16 protein-coding genes are annotated in these 17,171 nt (G+C 33.9%); 9 read left to right on the top strand and 7 right to left on the bottom strand.

What is annotated here, in order from left to right:
* Window positions 1-435: 435 nt before the first annotated feature.
* Window positions 436-1,734: a dipeptidase gene (locus HM983_RS08295; protein ID WP_179344952.1), complete on the top strand. Its 1,299-nt coding sequence runs from the start codon at window positions 436-438 to the stop codon at window positions 1,732-1,734.
* A 66-nt stretch (window positions 1,735-1,800) separates the two neighbouring features.
* On the opposite strand, the gene HM983_RS08290 is transcribed toward HM983_RS08295, so the two are convergent.
* The gene (locus HM983_RS08290; RefSeq protein WP_179344951.1) at window positions 1,801-2,280 is read right to left on the bottom strand and encodes an Hsp20/alpha crystallin family protein; all 480 of its coding nucleotides are present in this window, start codon (window positions 2,278-2,280) and stop codon (window positions 1,801-1,803) included.
* 134 nt (window positions 2,281-2,414) lie between these two features.
* Entirely contained in the window at window positions 2,415-4,415 is a 2,001-nt protein-coding gene (locus HM983_RS08285; RefSeq protein WP_179344950.1) for an alpha-ketoacid dehydrogenase subunit alpha/beta, read from the bottom strand.
* Window positions 4,416-4,561: 146 nt separating this feature from the next.
* Between HM983_RS08285 and HM983_RS08280 the strand changes: the two genes are divergently transcribed.
* From HM983_RS08280 to HM983_RS08260, 5 genes are all read left to right on the top strand, one after another.
* The gene (locus tag HM983_RS08280) at window positions 4,562-5,512 is read left to right on the top strand and encodes an isopenicillin N synthase family dioxygenase (protein WP_179344949.1); all 951 of its coding nucleotides are present in this window, start codon (window positions 4,562-4,564) and stop codon (window positions 5,510-5,512) included.
* A gap of 75 nt (window positions 5,513-5,587) precedes the next feature.
* The gene (locus HM983_RS08275) at window positions 5,588-5,917 is read left to right on the top strand and encodes a translation initiation factor (RefSeq protein ID WP_179344948.1); all 330 of its coding nucleotides are present in this window, start codon (window positions 5,588-5,590) and stop codon (window positions 5,915-5,917) included.
* Complete coding sequence (locus HM983_RS08270) at window positions 5,917-6,858, top strand: DUF1835 domain-containing protein (protein WP_179344947.1); 942 nt, start codon at window positions 5,917-5,919, stop codon at window positions 6,856-6,858. Before HM983_RS08275 ends, HM983_RS08270 begins: the two co-directional genes overlap by 1 nt.
* On the top strand, window positions 6,848-7,720 hold the full coding sequence (locus HM983_RS08265; RefSeq protein ID WP_179344946.1) for a nucleoside phosphorylase: 873 nt from the start codon (window positions 6,848-6,850) through the stop codon (window positions 7,718-7,720). The genes HM983_RS08270 and HM983_RS08265 overlap by 11 nt, the downstream gene beginning before the upstream one ends.
* An 87-nt stretch (window positions 7,721-7,807) precedes the next feature.
* On the top strand, window positions 7,808-8,662 hold the full coding sequence (locus tag HM983_RS08260) for a substrate-binding domain-containing protein (RefSeq protein ID WP_179344945.1): 855 nt from the start codon (window positions 7,808-7,810) through the stop codon (window positions 8,660-8,662).
* 370 nt (window positions 8,663-9,032) lie between these two features.
* Here the strand turns inward: HM983_RS08260 and HM983_RS08255 are convergent, their stop codons facing one another.
* Window positions 9,033-9,707: a uracil-DNA glycosylase gene (locus tag HM983_RS08255; RefSeq protein ID WP_179344944.1), complete on the bottom strand. Its 675-nt coding sequence runs from the start codon at window positions 9,705-9,707 to the stop codon at window positions 9,033-9,035.
* A 104-nt stretch (window positions 9,708-9,811) separates the two neighbouring features.
* On the opposite strand from HM983_RS08255, the gene HM983_RS08250 reads away from it, so the two are divergent.
* From HM983_RS08250 to HM983_RS08240, 3 genes are all read left to right on the top strand, one after another.
* Complete coding sequence (locus HM983_RS08250; RefSeq protein ID WP_179344943.1) at window positions 9,812-11,980, top strand: endonuclease MutS2; 2,169 nt, start codon at window positions 9,812-9,814, stop codon at window positions 11,978-11,980.
* A 122-nt stretch (window positions 11,981-12,102) separates the two neighbouring features.
* A complete protein-coding gene (locus HM983_RS08245; protein ID WP_179344942.1) occupies window positions 12,103-12,252 on the top strand; it encodes a hypothetical protein in 150 nt (49 codons plus the stop codon).
* A gap of 173 nt (window positions 12,253-12,425) precedes the next feature.
* Window positions 12,426-12,848: a thiol-disulfide oxidoreductase DCC family protein gene (locus tag HM983_RS08240; RefSeq protein ID WP_179344941.1), complete on the top strand. Its 423-nt coding sequence runs from the start codon at window positions 12,426-12,428 to the stop codon at window positions 12,846-12,848.
* 260 nt (window positions 12,849-13,108) lie between these two features.
* Here HM983_RS08240 and HM983_RS08235 read toward each other — a convergent pair whose 3' ends face one another.
* From HM983_RS08235 to HM983_RS08220, 4 genes are read right to left on the bottom strand one after another with little or no spacing between them, the layout of a single operon-like run.
* Window positions 13,109-14,149, bottom strand: coding sequence for a glutathione synthetase (locus HM983_RS08235; protein ID WP_179344940.1), 1,041 nt, complete (start codon window positions 14,147-14,149; stop codon window positions 13,109-13,111).
* 10 nt (window positions 14,150-14,159) lie between these two features.
* On the bottom strand, window positions 14,160-16,004 hold the full coding sequence (locus tag HM983_RS08230; protein ID WP_179344939.1) for a flavohemoglobin expression-modulating QEGLA motif protein: 1,845 nt from the start codon (window positions 16,002-16,004) through the stop codon (window positions 14,160-14,162).
* Window positions 16,001-16,834, bottom strand: coding sequence for an N-formylglutamate amidohydrolase (locus tag HM983_RS08225; RefSeq protein ID WP_179345339.1), 834 nt, complete (start codon window positions 16,832-16,834; stop codon window positions 16,001-16,003). The genes HM983_RS08230 and HM983_RS08225 overlap by 4 nt, the downstream gene beginning before the upstream one ends.
* The gene (locus HM983_RS08220) at window positions 16,834-17,169 is read right to left on the bottom strand and encodes a hypothetical protein (protein WP_179344938.1); all 336 of its coding nucleotides are present in this window, start codon (window positions 17,167-17,169) and stop codon (window positions 16,834-16,836) included. The genes HM983_RS08225 and HM983_RS08220 overlap by 1 nt, the downstream gene beginning before the upstream one ends.
* Between the last annotated feature and the right edge of the window lie 2 nt (window positions 17,170-17,171).

Here is a 17,171-nt window from a genome sequence, read left to right as displayed (position 1 = left end):
TAAAAAATGTTAAATCATTACTTTGTAATACATAGTACTGTAACATTTTTATTTATGACTCGTCTATATAGTAGTAATCAATTAAAAAACATCAATCATGAGAACTTTAAACAACAATCAATTATCGAGTACGTCAACTGAAACAAAAAGCTACACTTGGAACCAAAAAAGACGTTACAGATAACAAAGAAAAATTCATTAATCGACGCTGAATTTTTTTCAGCATCACAATCAAAAAATCGAACAGTTATGAGAACACTAGCAAGAATTGTCAATACATCCCATAGTTTGGATGATGACTTAGAAAACATTAAATCTTAAGGTTGACTAATCATCAATTTAGATTTAGTTAAAGAAACCGATACATAAAGCGTATCGGTTTCTTTGATTTTAATAGCGTTCTAACTACATTTAAGCCAACCAAAATAAAAAGAAATGTCAAAAACGCTGCTACCTTATTGCGCAATCGTACTGTTATTATGCTTTAGTTGTAAATCTGAAACGCCAAAGGATGAAGATCTTATGGCCAAAGCTAAAGCCATTCATGAACGTGTGATTACGCTTGATACACACTGTGATATCAATGTAAAAAATTTCACGGATTCTCTAAACTATACCCAGGATTTGGATACACAAATCACATTACCCAAAATGAAGGAAGGTGGATTGGACGTCGCTTGGTTCATCGTTTATACTGGACAAGATTCGCTCAACGAAGCAGGTTATAAAAAAGCTTATGATAATGCAATTTCAAAATTTGATGCGATTAATAGATTAGTGACAGAAATTGCACCAGAAGAGATAGAGCTGGCCACAACATCTGAAGAAGTAAGAGCAATTACAGCAAAAGGTAAAAAAGTGGCGATGATTGGTATTGAAAACGGCTATCCCATTGGAGAGGATTTAAGCAACGTAGAAAAATTCTATAACATGGGAGGTCGCTATATGTCACTTTCACATAACGGTCATAGCCAACTTAGTGATAGCAATACCGGCGAAAAAGACAGTACTTGGTTACATAATGGTCTCAGTGATTTGGGAAAACAAGTTGTGGCAGAAATGAATCGTGTTGGAATGATGATCGACGTTTCACATCCATCAAAAGAAGCTATGCGACAAATGATTGAATTGAGTAAAGCACCAATCATAGCTTCGCACTCTTCAGCAAGAGGGCTTTGTAATCATAGTAGAAATTTAGATGATGAACAATTGCAATGGATGAAAGATAACGGTGGTGTGGTCCAGACTGTTGCTTTTACATCATATCTAAATACAGAAAAGAACGACGCCCGAAATGAAGTTTTAGATGAAATTAGAAGAACTGTAATGGATTCTTTGGGAACACCAATGATAGAAAGAAGCGAAGTATCAAAACTACAAGAAGCAGAACGGGAAGAATATTATAATAATTATGTGGAAATGCGATCGATAGTTAAGAGAAAAACAGAAACTATGGATAACCTACCACCTCCTGTTGATGTTACGGATTTTGTGAACCATATCGATTATTTAGTTGAAAAAATGGGAATCGACCATGTTGGTATTAGTAGTGATTTTGATGGTGGTGGTGGCATTAAAGGCTGGTCCGATGCTTCTGAGACATTTAATGTGACCTTAGAATTGGTAAAACGTGGCTATACCGAAAATGAAATAGAGCAACTCTGGAGTGGTAATTTGTTACGTGTTTTAGATGAAGTTGAAGCTATTAGAAACGAGATACAAGCTCAAAGTTAAAATTCATGTATATTGAAATACAAAAAGCCAGTCGCATGACTGGCTTTTTTTCTGTGTCATAAATTCTTAAGAAACTTTAATCTGTTTTAATGGTTTCTTTTTCGCTTCTTCACGTTTAGGTAAATTAACTTTAAGAATTCCATCATTATATTTCGCACTGATTTTTTCTGTCTCAATAGTTTCTGGCAAAGAAAATGTACGTTTAAAAGAAGAATATCCAAACTCTCTTCTTGTGTAGTTATCATCTTCTTCTTCAGAATCTGTTTGTAATTCTGCCGAAATAGATAGCAGTTTGTTATCAATATTAATATCAAAATCTGATTTCTTTAATCCAGGTACAGCCATCTCTACTATATATTCTTCATCACTGTCTTTCACGTTTACAGAAGGTAACGTCATACCTGTATTAAAGTTAGACATAAATTCAGTGCCAAAATTATTATTAATCACATCATCTAACCAGGATGATATACTTGGCAATGTTCTAAAACCTGTATTGTTATTTGAATCACTACCTCTTTTTACGGTTGGAATTAAATTACTCATAAGTCTTAAAATTTTATGTTAAACATTAATTTTTGACTTTATAATTACAAAATAAATGCCAACTGAGAATATCTGAAAAAATTTCAGAATTACTGACAAAAATTCAGTTAAACAACTAGTTTATAGTATTTTGACTAATATTGAAGAAGAGTTTTTAAGGCTTTTTCAAACCGGCCCTTTGCTAAATACTGATCTTCTAACTGATTGATAAAAGGAATTGGAGTTTCCATACTTGCTACTCGTTTTACGGGTGCATCTAGGTACTCAAAACAATTTTCCATTATTAGTGCAGATAAATCACTAGCTATTCCACCAAACATTGAATCTTCCTGGAGAATAATAGCACGACCTGTTTTTTTGACAGATTCAAAAATTGCGTCTGTATCCAAAGGTTGTAGGGTTCTCAAGTCTATTAAATCCGCTGAAATATCTTGATTATTACCCAATACTTCTAAAGCCCAGTGCACGCCTGCACCGTAAGTGATGATACTCACATTCTTACCTTCTTTTAAGAGCGACGCCTTGCCGAAAGGTAACGTGTAATAGTCGGTAGGGACATCTTGTCTAATGCTGCGATATAATGCCTTATGTTCAAAAAACATCACAGAGTTTGGATCGTTAATTGCTGTTGCCAATAGCCCTTTTGCGTCATAAGGAAACGCAGGATAGACCACCTTAAGACCTGGAGTCTTTGTAAACCACGCCTCGTTAGTCTGCGAATGGAATGGACCCGCTGCAACACCTGCGCCACATGGCATTCTTACAACCACGTCGGCAGCTTCGTTCCAACGGTAATGTGATTTTGCCAAATAGTTTACTATTGGATTGAAACCAGAAGTCACAAAATCTGCAAATTGCATTTCGACCATGGCTTTCATACCTGCAATGGATAAGCCCATTGCTGTTTCAATTATGGCAGATTCACAAATAGGTGTATTTCTTACTCTGTCTTTTCCAAATAGCTCAACAAAGCCTTCTGTAATTTTAAAAACACCACCATATTCCGCAATGTCCTGACCCATTATAATCAAGTCTTTATGGCGTTCCATTGATTGTTTTAAGCCTTCAGAAATAGCATCAATTAGACGTATCTCTTTTTTGCTAGAATTTTCTTTAAATTCTTTATATTCAAAGGTTTTGTATACGTCATTTAACTCAATACTTTCATTTGGTATAACAATTTCTTCATCATCTGCAGATGCTAATGCCGAGTCAATTTCAGCCTTGATTTCTGTAGAATATTTTTCATCAATTTCTTGCGACAGAACCTGGTTAGCAAATAGGTAACTTCTAAAATTTTCAATGGGATCTTTCGATTCCCATTCTGCAATTAATTCATCCGGAACATACTTTGTACCACTCGCCTCTTCATGACCACGTCGTCTAAAAGTTTTAAATTCAATTAAAATAGGACGCGGACGTTTCCGAACGCTTTCCGATAATTTTTTAAGTTTCGTGTAAGTTTCGACTATGTTGTTGCCATCAATTATAAATGATTCTATGCCATAACCTTTTCCTCGATCTGCCAAATGCTTGCAGTTGTATTGTTCATTAGTTGGTGTAGATAAACCGTAGCCATTATTTTCAATACAGAATATCACAGGTAATTGCCACACGGAAGCTACATTAAGCGCTTCGTGAAAATCACCTTCACTAGTTCCGCCTTCACCAGTAAAAACCGCTGTAACCTGTCCGTTTTTCTTTAAAAGATTGGCTAAAGCTATGCCATCTGCCACACCCAATTGCGGACCGAGATGTGAAATCATTCCAATTATATTGTATTCCTGAGTACCAAAATGAAATGACCTGTCTCTGCCTTTAGTGAAGCCGCTGGCCTTACCTTGCCATTGGCAAAATAGACGATGCAATGGAATTTCCCGCGTTGTAAAAACCCCTAGATTCCGGTGCATTGGGAGAATATATTCACTTGGTTTAAGCGCCATAGTTACACCAACAGAAATTGCTTCTTGCCCAATTCCAGAAAACCATTTTGATATTTTCCCTTGGCGTAATAGAATGAGCATTTTCTCTTCAATCATTCTCGGCTTTAACATATTGTAATAGAGCTTCAGCAACGATTTGTCACTGAGATTTTTACGGTCGTAGTCGATATTGCTTTTAGTTATGGTTGGCATATTAATTTCTTTCAAAGTATATTCAAATGTAATTAAAATTCACTCAAACTCCTGTAGAGCCATTGATTTTAAGCATAATTATAAACTCAAATTCTAGTTGTATTTTATTTACCTTTGTATATTGTTGAAAAATAAATTTAAAACCGATGGAAAGAATACCTAGCGTAGATTTAAAGGATTTCATTTCTGGCGATCCAGATAGAAAGCAAAAGTTTATTGATAAAATTGGTAAAGCATACGAGGATATTGGCTTTGTAGCTTTAAAAGGCCATTTTTTGGACGATAAATTAGTAGATAATCTTTATAGTGAAGTGAAGAACTTTTTCGATTTGCCACTTGAAGTTAAAGAGAGTTACGAAATCGAGGGAATTGGTGGACAAAGAGGCTACGTTTCTTTTGGCAAAGAAAGCGCAAAAGGCAAAAAAGAAGGTGACTTAAAGGAATTTTGGCATTTTGGACAATATGTTGAAGATGATGACGAAAGACGTAAAGAATATCCTGAAAATGTACAAGTAAAAGAATTACCGGAATTCAATAAAATTGGTAAGGAAACTTATCAAATGTTAGAAAAAACGGCAAAATATGTGCTGCGTGCATTAGCACTTCATCTAGATTTGGAAGAAACCTATTTTGATAATTACATCCACAATGGTAATTCCATTTTAAGACCTATACATTATCCACCAATCACACAAGAACCTAAAAACGCTGTTAGAGCTGCAGCACACGGAGACATTAACCTTATAACACTGTTAATGGGTGCTCAGGGTCGAGGTTTACAAGTGCAACGTCACGATGGAGAATGGATTGATGCGATTGCAGAACCAGACGAATTAATGATTAATGTGGGCGACATGCTATCGAGACACACCAATAACAAGTTGAAATCCACGATACACCGTGTGGTGAATCCACCACGTGAACTTTGGGGAACATCCCGTTATTCTATACCATTTTTTATGCATCCAGTCAGCGAAATGAAATTAGACGTATTGGAGAGCTGTATAGATGAAGACAACCCAAAGCTATACAAGGATATTACGGCTGGTAAATTTTTGAATCAGCGATTGGTTGAACTTGGACTAGTTAAAAAATAGTATGCAGTCGCAGTTACAGTTTGCAAATAGCATTCTTGTAACCGAGTCTGAAAACTGAGACTGAAAACTGAATAAATGGATTTAAAAGATCAACTTAAAAACCTGTTCCCAGAGCATACTCCAGAGCCAGAGGCTACATCAGAAGATTCTACAGACAACCTTTGGATACAGGACGACCCTATAATCTGTAAGTACGAAAAACGAAAAGGTAAGCCAATAACGATTCTTGAAGGTTATACCGGTGCGACAGAAGATTTTAAGAAACTTGCAAAAGATCTAAAAACAACATTGAGCGTTGGAGGAAGTTTTAAAAATGATAAAATTATAATCCAAGGTGATTATCGTAATAAAATTATGGAAATTCTGAAGCAGAAAGGATTTAATGTGAAACGCGTTGGCGGATAATGGCCGGCACCACTTTACATATCACAAACGGAAATAATCTAACTAATTACCTTAGAGATTTAGATTACACAGATGATATACTTACTTGGCAAGAAATGTTGTGTGAAGGCCCAACAATTCCCGCGATTAGTAGTATAGAGTTTTTTGATATACGATCTCGATTTCTTAAAGATTATTATGGCATTGAGGTTAATAATGAAGATCTGCACAAAGAACTATCAAAGTTAAATAATGTTGAAAAATATACTGAAATTAACCTATGGTTTGAATATGATTTATTTTGCCACATCAATCTAATAGGTGTCATTAATTTATTACATCAAAAAAATATTGATCTACCACTCTATTTAATTTGCAGTGGACGTGTAGAAGGAGAGAAAGGCTTAAAAGGATTAAGCGAACTTAGTCCTGTGCAGCTAAATAATCACTACGATAATAAGGTCCTTTTAACTGAAGAAGATAAAGACTTTACCGTCGCTTTGTGGAGAACATACTGTGGCACAGACCATAATATTTTAAAACCTTACATAGTAACGCCATCTAATTTTAAATATATGAGCAATTGTTTAAAGGCTCATTTAAAGCGTTTTCCACATCAAAAAAATGGTCTGAGCGTATTGGAACAAAATATTTTAAAATTAATTGAGGAAAACAATATTAAATCTAAACACCATCTTTTGGGATATGCTCTAAATTATCAAGGTTATTATGGTTTTGGAGATACTCAGCTCAAAAGAATTATAGAAAAACTCTCTATTTTTTTTGAAACGACCGAAAATGGCATCGAATTAAATCGTAAAGGTCACGAGGCAATTTTAAGACAGCGCAATTTTGTATTAGAAGTTAATAACGATATGCCTTACGGCGGAGTGAATCGTTTGGATTTTCAATTTAGTGTAGAACAGAACAAACTAATTAAATCAGCCAAGCATGGCAATTAAAAATTCAGAACTTATACTTAATCCAGATGGTAGCGTTTACCATTTGAATTTAAAACCTGAAAATATTTCGGATACCATCATATTTGTCGGTGACCAAGATAGGGTTGAAAAAATCACTAACCATTTTGATAGTGTAGAATTTACAACGCAAAAAAGGGAATTTAAAACACAAACAGGATATTATCAAGATAAACGCATAAGTGTTATTTCAACAGGTATTGGACCAGATAATATAGACATAGTTTTGAATGAACTCGATGCCCTAGTCAATATAGATCTCAAAACTAGAAAGCCAAAATCTGAGTTAACAAGTCTTAACATAATAAGAATTGGCACTTCTGGTGCGCTGCAAAAAGATATTCCCGTAGATGCTTTTTTAATTAGTACACATGCTTTAGATGTGAATGGGATGCTGCATTTTTATCAAATAGATGGTATCAGTAACCCAGAAATTGAAGATGCATTTATAACACATACCAGCTGGGATAAAAATAAGGCAAGGCCCATCATAATTAATAACAGTAAATATTTACAGAAGTATTTTGAAAGTGATTCTATTTTTAAAGGCATGACAGGTACAGCAGGTGGTTTTTATGGACCACAGGGAAGGGTCTTAAGGTTGCCTTTGCATGATGCTTCTCTTAATTCAAAACTGGATAGTTTTAATTACAAAGATTTCAGGATTACAAATTTTGAAATGGAAACGTCGGTCATCTATGGACTTTCAAAATTATTAGGTCACGAAGCACTGTCTCTAAATGCAATAATAGCAAATAGAGCTACAGGTCATTTTAGCAACAATCCAAAAAAAACAGTTGAGAAATTAATAAAGTATGCTTTAGAGCGTATCGTTAATATATAATGATTTACACTGAAGTGTATCTTAACTATTTATAGTAAAAATTTTAATAAAAAATCTTATAATTCAGCATAAGGAAGTTTAGCATAAATGAAGAAAGTTAATATAGGTGGTGTACCTGAGCATTTTAATCTAGCCTGGTACCTAACGCTAAAAAATGGTGAGTACAAGGAAGAAGGCATCAACCTGAGATGGCACGATTATCATGGCGGCACAGGTGCCATGTGTAAAGCCTTAAGGTCTGGGGAGATTGATATGGCCGTTATTTTAACAGAAGGGATTATCAAAGATATCATCGAAGGTAACCCTTCTAAGATTGTTCAAACTTTTGTACAATCCCCATTAATTTGGGGTATTCATGTGGCTGCAGATTCAAATTTTAAAACTATAGAAGATATTAAAGGTACAAGAGCTGCAATTAGCAGATATGGTTCAGGCTCTCACCTTATGGCTTACATCAATGCAAAAAAACACGGTTGGAATTTAGAAGAGGATTTGAACTTTGAAGTCATCAAAAATCTTGATGGTGCAATTAGAGGACTCACAGAAGAAAGAGCAGATTATTTTATGTGGGAAAAATTTACCACAAAGCCCATTGTAGATGATGGAATTTTTAGACGTATCTCCAATTGTCCTACACCTTGGCCATGCTTTGTGATTGCTGTAAGGGAAGAATTTATAGAAAACAGCGAAGATGAATTGAAGGCTATTTTAAGTATTGTCAATCAAACCACAGAAGAATTTAAATCAATTCCTAGTATAGATAAAACTATTGCCAATAGATACGAGCAAGAATTAGATGATGTACAAGAGTGGTTATCACTAACGGAATGGTCACAAGATGTTATGGATGAGACTACCATTAGAAATATTCAGGATCAGCTTTACGATTTAAATATTATTAATAAAAAAGCTTCATATTCTGAGTTGGTAAAAAAAATCTAAAGAATTTATAAAACTCGAAAATTATTAATATTGATAACTTAAGATTAACTTTTTTAGAAAAGTGTAGCTAAATTCTTAATAAAACAATCGATAAAGCACAATTAAAAACGATTAAAAACAAAATTGTATACATATTTTCGTACCTGAGATGATTAAAAATCCCCACTAAACCGCACTATTTCAATTTTTTAATTATATTTGCCTTACCAAATCTTATAATTTTATCTTCAACAAATTAATATGGTATTAACAATTACTCTAATTTTAGCCTTTTTAGTTGCCGTAAATTTCATCCTATTAATATTCAGTTGTAATAAGACAACTAAAAAATCGGTTTCTAAACAACCTCACATAATTAGAGAAGAAAGACCTACTTTAATTTCCAATCAATTACAGACTCGCCAGCTTGCTGCAACAGGTAGTTAGTTTTACTAAAATGATTATTTCCAAACCAATAACCTCTGTTTGCACTTAATGGAGATGGATGGCCAGTTTCTAAAATAACGTGTTTTGAGCCATCAATCAATTTCTTTTTCTTTTTGGCGAAACCTCCCCAAAGTAAAAATATAATATTGTCTTTTTTATCGCTTATTAATTGAATTATTGTGTCCGTAAATTGCTCCCATCCTTTTTTTTGATGACTGCCAGCTTGATGTGCTCTCACCGTTAAAGTAGCATTCAACAGCAATATTCCTTGATCTGCCCATGGTAATAAATTACCACTTTTAGGATAAGGAATTCCTAAGTCGTCTTCAATTTCCTTAAATATGTTGATTAACGAAGGAGGATGCGGAATTCCATCATTAACTGAAAAACAAAGCCCGTTAGCCTGGCCATATCCATGGTATGGATCTTGACCAATGATTACGACCTTCAAATCCTGGAAATGGCAATGATTAAACGCATTAAAAATTTCGGATCCTTTTGGGAAACATTGGTGATTCTTATATTCTGATTTTATATATTCAGCTAAATCCTTAAAATATGTTTTCTCAAATTCCGGTTGGAGATATGGTTGCCAGGTATCGTGTATATCAACATTCATGTCCTAAATTTTATTCAAAAATAACAATAAGTCATTGAAAAGATGCATTAGGCATATCGTCTTATTTAACCTAAATTTACAATCTTCAAAATCAATAAAATTACATGATACGCATTCATGAAAAAACATTAAAAGACCTTGAGTTCTCAACGGTTTTAGCACAAGTTAGTGAGCACAGTATAACAGCTTTGGGTAAAGATTCTGTACTTGCTATGCTGCCTTATGAAGATGAGGCTAATTTACGATTAGAATTAGAATATGTGAACGAATACTTGTCATCATTTGATAATGACAATCGCATTCCCAATCACGGTTTTGAAGCAATAAGCAAAGAGTTAAAACTTTTAAAAATTGAAAACACTTATCTAGAAGTTCCAAGCTTTCAGAAAATTGTGAGCATGTCGCTGACGGTAAATTCAATTTTAAAATTTCTTGAAAAGTTTAAGGAATATTATCCCAAATTAGCACATTATAGTTCTAACATAGAAGTCACTAAATCTATAATAGAACAGGTAGATTCAGTCGTAGATAGGTTTGGAGATATTAAAGACGATGCCTCACCTTTACTTTTAGAATTAAGGCAAAGTATTAACAAGCTACGAGGGAAAATAAACAGTAGTTTTTCTTCGGCTTTAAATACATATCATAGTCTTGATTATTTAGATGACATCCGAGAATCTGTTGTAGAAAACAAACGTGTGTTGGCTGTTAAAGCCATGTATCGTAAAAAGGTAAAGGGTGCCATTATGGGTGGTAGCAAAACTGGAAGCATCGTCTACATTGAGCCTGAAACTACTTTGCAGTATTCACGAGAACTCAATAACCTTCAATATGAAGAGAAGGAGGAAGTGATAAAAATATTAAAAGATCTGACTAATTTTATTCGTTTATTCTTGCCTCTTTTAAGAACGTACCAAGAGTTTCTAACGAGAATTGATGTCATTTCGTCAAAGGCGAAATATGCAAAAAGTATGAATGCGATTTTGCCAGAAATTTCAGAAAAGCGCGACATGTATTTGCGCGATGCTTACCATCCACTACTCTATTTAACCAATAAAGAAAAAGGTGAAAAAACATTTCCTCAGACCATAGGTCTCAACGAAAATAGCAGAATCATTGTAATTTCCGGACCCAATGCTGGTGGTAAAAGTATCACCCTTAAGACGGTTGGGTTGCTTCAGGTGATGCTGCAAAGCGGCATGCTAATTCCCGTTCATGAGCGTAGTAAAGTATGTTTGTTTAATAGAATATTGAGTGATATTGGCGATAATCAATCGATAGAAAATCATTTGAGTACATACAGTTACCGTTTAAAACAAATGAATTATTTTTTGCGAAAAGTCAATAATAAAACCCTCTTTTTAATTGATGAATTCGGAACAGGAAGTGACCCTGAATTGGGTGGAGCTTTGGCCGAAACTTTTCTTGAAGTCTTTTATGAAAGGAATGCTTTTGGAATTATAACTACCCACTACTCTAATTTAAAACTATTGGCCAACGAACTTCCACACATGCAGAATGCCAATATGCTTTTTGACGAAAAAAGCTTAGAACCTTTATATAAGTTGGTGATAGGGCAAGCAGGAAGTTCTTTTACTTTTGAAGTTGCGCAGAAAAACGGTATTCCATATAGTTTAATTAATAAATCAAAAAAGAAAATTGAACGAGGTAAAGTAAGATTTGACGCAACAATAGCCAAGCTACAAAAAGAGAGAAGTAAATTAGAACGCACAGAACGGTCGTTAAAAGAAAACGAAAAAAAGAAACTTACTGAGGCGGAAAAATTAGAAGAAACAAATACTAAAATCCAGAAAAAGCTAGAGAGTTTTCAAGAATTGTATGACAGCAACCAACGATTAATCTATCTCGGTCAAAAAGTCAACGATCTGTCAGAAAAGTATTTTATCAATAAAAAGAAACGAGAATTGATGGCAGAGTTATTTAGACTAGTACAGATTGAAAATTCTAAACGTAAAAAAACTTCAGCCAAAAAACGCCAAGCCGAAAAGAACAAAGAACAGCAAATAAAACAGGAAGCCGAAAAGAAAGTTGAAGTGATCCGTAAAAAGAAAAAGGCCGCTAAGAAAAAAGTGGCTGAAGTAGAAAAACCGAAACCAATCTTAAAAGTTGGTGATAGAGTTAGAATGCACGATGGTAGAGCTGTTGGTAGTATCGATTCTATAGAAAAAGGAAAGGCCAATGTCAATTATGGTATGTTTACTACAAATGTTAGCTTGGATCTATTGGAATTGGTAGAAGCGGTAAAAAAATAGCACTTGGAATATTGGCTGATATTTGATGCAACTTATTGGATTAAAAAGAAAATTTTTTAGGTACCACAGCATCCAATTCTAATGGTAGCTTTATTTAAGTTTAATTATAAAATTTAAATATTATGAGTACACAAAACAAACAAAATCAGAACAAGCCGCAGCAGAAAAAGCAGCAACAAAATGAACAAAGACAACGTGAAAATCAGCCAAAACAACAGAACGAGCGCCAACAAACAAGGGCTCAGGCTAAGCAACAGCAAAAACCACGTTAAATTTTCGAATAATTAAAAATTATTATTTGAAAACCTAAAAATTACTTTATGTTTATTTTATCATTTTAGAACCCATTCAATATAATTTGAATGGGTTTTTTGATGATAAATATGTCTGCTATAGTATGAGTCAATATTAAGATACTTAGTTCTGATTAATGTATCTTTGTAATGTGATACAAAATATACCAAAAGACAAACAATTGATACTATTCGACGGAGTCTGCAATCTTTGTAATAGTAGTGTTGTTTATGTAATTAAGCGAGATAAAAACGATAGATTTCGTTTTGCACCATTACAAAGTGAAATTGGCCAAAACGTCATTGAGAAGTTCAAAATAAATACTGAGAACACGGATTCTATTTTACTATATGACCCTAAAGAAGATAAAATTACCTACAAGTCTACAGCTGCATTAAAAATAGCAGCCAACTTAAATTTTCCGATTAACATATTGTCATTTTTTTTAATCGTACCTGTTTTTATTAGAAATTGGGTCTATGATTATATTGCCAAAAACAGATACCAATGGTACGGCAAAAAAGAGTCTTGTATGATCCCAACTCCAGAATTAAAATCTAAATTTTTAGAATAAAAAAAGCCTTTTGACATCCACTTCAAAAGGCTTTGTAAATTAACAATTTACTTAAAACTAATTTAATCTAAACAAAAAATTTAATTTCAAATTATTCGAGGGTACGGAATAATTGATTAATAGCATTTATCTTGTTAAAGTAAATTTAAGCGAAGTTTATCAACCGACATAAAGTACTCGTTAAAGCACCTCAAAAAATAGTTTTAAAAGTTAAAAGTGCAGAAATCATCTATGAGTTACATGCAAGGTTTGAAGATATATTACAACGTTGCCAAACGACTATTAAATAAGTAATCAGGATACATAGCCTTATAGTTAACTTTCTTCTCTATGGACTCTATGACAGGTGCAAAAAAATCTTCTTCGTACATTTCTGTTGAGATATTCAATCCTCCTGGGCTAAAAACATTAATCTCCATAAGTTTATTGCCAACTATATCAATACCTACCAAAAACATACCATCCTGAACCAGCTTTGGCCGAACTATCTCAGCAAGCTGCATAATTTGTTCGGTCATTTTAACAGGCTCAGGCCTGCCGCCTGCATGAACATTGCTACGTATATCATTTGATGCATTAACACGTTGCATTATAGCATATTTACCATTGACCTCCAAAGGCTCACCATTCATTAAAAACAACCGTGTATCTCCTTTAGTTGCTTCCTTGAGATATTCTTGTGCAATTACAAATCCATCTCTTGCAATAGCATCAATGGTTTGGGTAAGATTATGCTCGTTTTTTTTATCCATCATAAAAACGTTAGTGCCACCAGAACCCTGTAAAGGTTTTAATATCATTTTTTGTTTTTGTGATTTAAAAAACTCTTTTATTTCATCATGATCCCTAGAGATAATGGTTTTTGGTCTTACAATTTCTGGAAAATGTTGAAAGTACATTTTGTTTACTGCTCCTGCTAAACTCAATGGATGATTAAGCACCAAAACACCGTTTTTCATTGCAATTTCCCCAAATATAAAAGCTGCATTTTGTGCCCAGTCCCTGTGTCCAATTTCTTCGGCTGGATTATTTCTTAAAAATAAAACGTCTAATTGTTCTGAGCTAATTCTGGTAAATTTCTCTTTTTGTACGGCTTTAAAATAAGTTTCCTGAGTATTAAACTTAGGACCTCTAACAGTTTTGCATCTAACGGATAAATGGCCTTTTGAAGCATAGGCTAATTCACCAACACCAATATAATAAACATCGTGACCTCTTTTATATGCGGTATAACCTAAACCAGGAGTAGTATAGTTCGGTTTCTCCGTGTCGTGATCGTTTATTATAAATGCAATTTTCATAATTTCTTTTTTAGTTTACCAATTCGGTAATATCAATTCCTTTTCTAAGCCTCTTTAGTCTTTTTTGAACGCTTTTTCGTTCTAAGAATCTTGGTAATTCGGGTTGTTTTAAAACTTTTCTATATAACAGCTCCTCTACCAAATCTATATGGGTAATGTTGAATTTTCCTGTATATAAATTTTCCAAATTTCCACCATTCTTTAAATAGTCCATCAAATCCATCAGTCCTGCGAGATAAACGGCATCTTTTGTGAGTCCTCCTCCTCGGTAAACACGCATGGTGATGTAATATGAAATCCGATCGCTAAAACCATATTCCTTGCGAAGTAAGTGAAAAGTTTTAATAAAATTTGCCCCATTAACCATAGATTCTACCGCAATAACTCTGCCTGCCAAAAGTCTTAATCGGTTTACGGTTAATCCGCCGACTAAATATTCGGCAATAACCGCCAGACCTTCTTGAAGTTGATCATAACCTTCAAACCCTTCGTACATCTGTTGTAAAGGCTGTCTTTTTCCGTTACAATAAGTGAGAATATGTGTTCCTATTTCATGTTGAATGAGTGCATCGCAACGATTGGCATCAAAACTAACTTCATTATTAATCAATAATTTTGATTTTGAAACCATAATGCCTGCAACATCATTTCTTATCTCAAGACCAAGGTCAAGGTCAGGAAATTTTGTATTGTAATAATCCAATTCCTTTTGTGCGTGATCTGCAAATTCATGGCAGCTATATCTTTTTTTGCTCTTACGATCCTCACGTTTTGCATAGGTTTTTAAAATGTGTTTGGCCTGCTCTAGTAATTTTTTCTTGATTACTCCATATAGACTTTCTCCCACAAATCGAAAGTTTTTAGTACCACGCTCTTCTAGCATAGTCAACTGTTTTTCAATTTCCAGTCGCTTTCCTCTTAAGATAAAAGCTATTGTGGGATCGTCTACTAGATCTATCGGAATATTGTATAGTTTCCGTTTTTCTAATTCAGGATCCAATGCAATTAATCTGTATTTAAACGATGGAACTTTTTCAAATTTATTTTTCTTGAAGTTTTTCCATTCCTCATTGCTATTTACGGGCGTGGTACGCAATAGAAAAGACATTCCGCTACTTATTTCTGCCAGGACTGCATCAGATTTTAGCGTTACTTGGTCAATGTTTGTTTTTCCTAGCATTAAGAAATTCTCAAAATCATCTGTAGTCTGAACGCGTATAAATTCAAACACAGCACGTTTTATTGTTTCAGAAAAGACAGAATAATATTCTCTAAAGAACAAAGAATAAAGTTCGTTAGAACTGTTGTTTTTGTAGAGAATAGGCATGCTTAGCCCAATAATTAACGTTCCTTTTTTCTTCGATTCATCTACATTAAGAAGTGGTGACAAATGCTCTGGATGACGTTGGTGTGAATCGTCAATATTAACGCTAAGATTCGCATATAAATCACTGAGTGTTTCAAAACCGGCCTTTAACGCTGATACTGTTGCAGGTGCCTTGTTTTCTGGACATGATATATTAAATGTAGTACTCTGTTCATCCTTATTAGGCCAAATTTCCAAAATTAAAAATGTATCAAATTTTGCGGAAACCACAATTCTTATTGCTTCTAATAGATGCGATATATCCACTTGGTCATTAACAATAAGATATGATGCTTGCGTTTTTAAAATTCTTGAAAAATAAACATCCATTTCACTGAATCTGTAAACACAGATAAATGGTAAAAGTTTATCGATATGCAATATTCCATTATTCTGTAATTCTATATTTACAGGTTTTTCACTAGTAATGCTATTACATATTTTGTCAATTATTGATGAATCGATTTTATGTTTCTTATCTGATATCATTTTTTAGAATGTGATTTATAAAACTCGTTCGCGTGATGTTTTAGTTTGGATTTTAGTTGATTAGAAACAGCGTCAATCACTTCTGGGAACATTATCTGCTTATACTCATCACAATAAACTTTAGCTATTTCGGTCGCTAATACTAACGTGTTTTCAAAATTATTAGTGATGAATTTTAAAAAATAGCCATTCCCTTGAAACGTATCGTTAACTGCGGCAGTTTGTTTAATACCATGTGGTAATTCAATTTCAGAAAGAGCTTTTCGCCAAGATTCAACCTCGTTACCAAAACGTCTGTTGTCTATGTTTGAGGTTCCTAAATTCCAAGTTGGTACTTCCCTATCCCAACGTTTCCAATTATAGCTGTGCATATCGTAAACTACACAAACACCAAATTTTTCTTCTAATTTATCAATTAAGACTTTTACGACTTTATAAAAATTGGCATGCTTCTTTAGACTTTTTTCTATTTGGGATTCTGGCAGCGGAGTTTTCCATAATTGTTTTCCCCACGCAGTTTCAAAAACAGCTTCTTCAGGAGTACGGTTAAGATCATATTCAAAGCGGGAATCCAAACCAGCCAGCACAATCGGGTGAGACGTGACCATCGACATTGTTTCTGGATCTTCTTCGTACCAACGCTCGTAAGCCGTATGCAAACAATTATCCCAAAGTTCTTTTCTGAATTGATGACCGTCGTGTATGGCGGCACACGCGTAATGGACGTATTTTTCAATCTTTAAAGTAAAAGAATAATCTTCTGCTACCGCATGGAATGTTTCTTCTGCTTGGATTTTTAAAATAATTTCTGATATGGATAATCGTTGAATCATATAGTTTTAAATAATCTTTTAAGGCATTTAAGCATGTTTCGCTCCATGATGTTGAATTCTTTATCCGAAAAAAATAAGACCTTAATATCGGCCAAAAGAATTTCAATATCCTCATCCGTATAATTATGCTGCTCCAAGCTCGTCATTATTTTTTTTATACCTTGGTAGTCATTATCATTATCAAATTCGTTATGGATTTCCTGAAAGGTTTCCATATCTACTTTTGAAAGAATCACGTTACGCTCTTTGTTGTTTTCCTTAAAATCTGAATTTGCTGCGAACAGTAAAATATAAGCTACTAGTTCGTCTCTTGTCCAGTCAATTGTTTTCATAT

It is taken from the genome of Winogradskyella ursingii, assembly GCF_013403975.1.
GTDB classification, from domain to species: Bacteria; Bacteroidota; Bacteroidia; order Flavobacteriales; family Flavobacteriaceae; genus Winogradskyella; species Winogradskyella ursingii.
The sequence above is the reverse complement of the archived record's forward strand: the minus strand, read 5'-3'. Positions and strand labels throughout refer to the sequence as shown.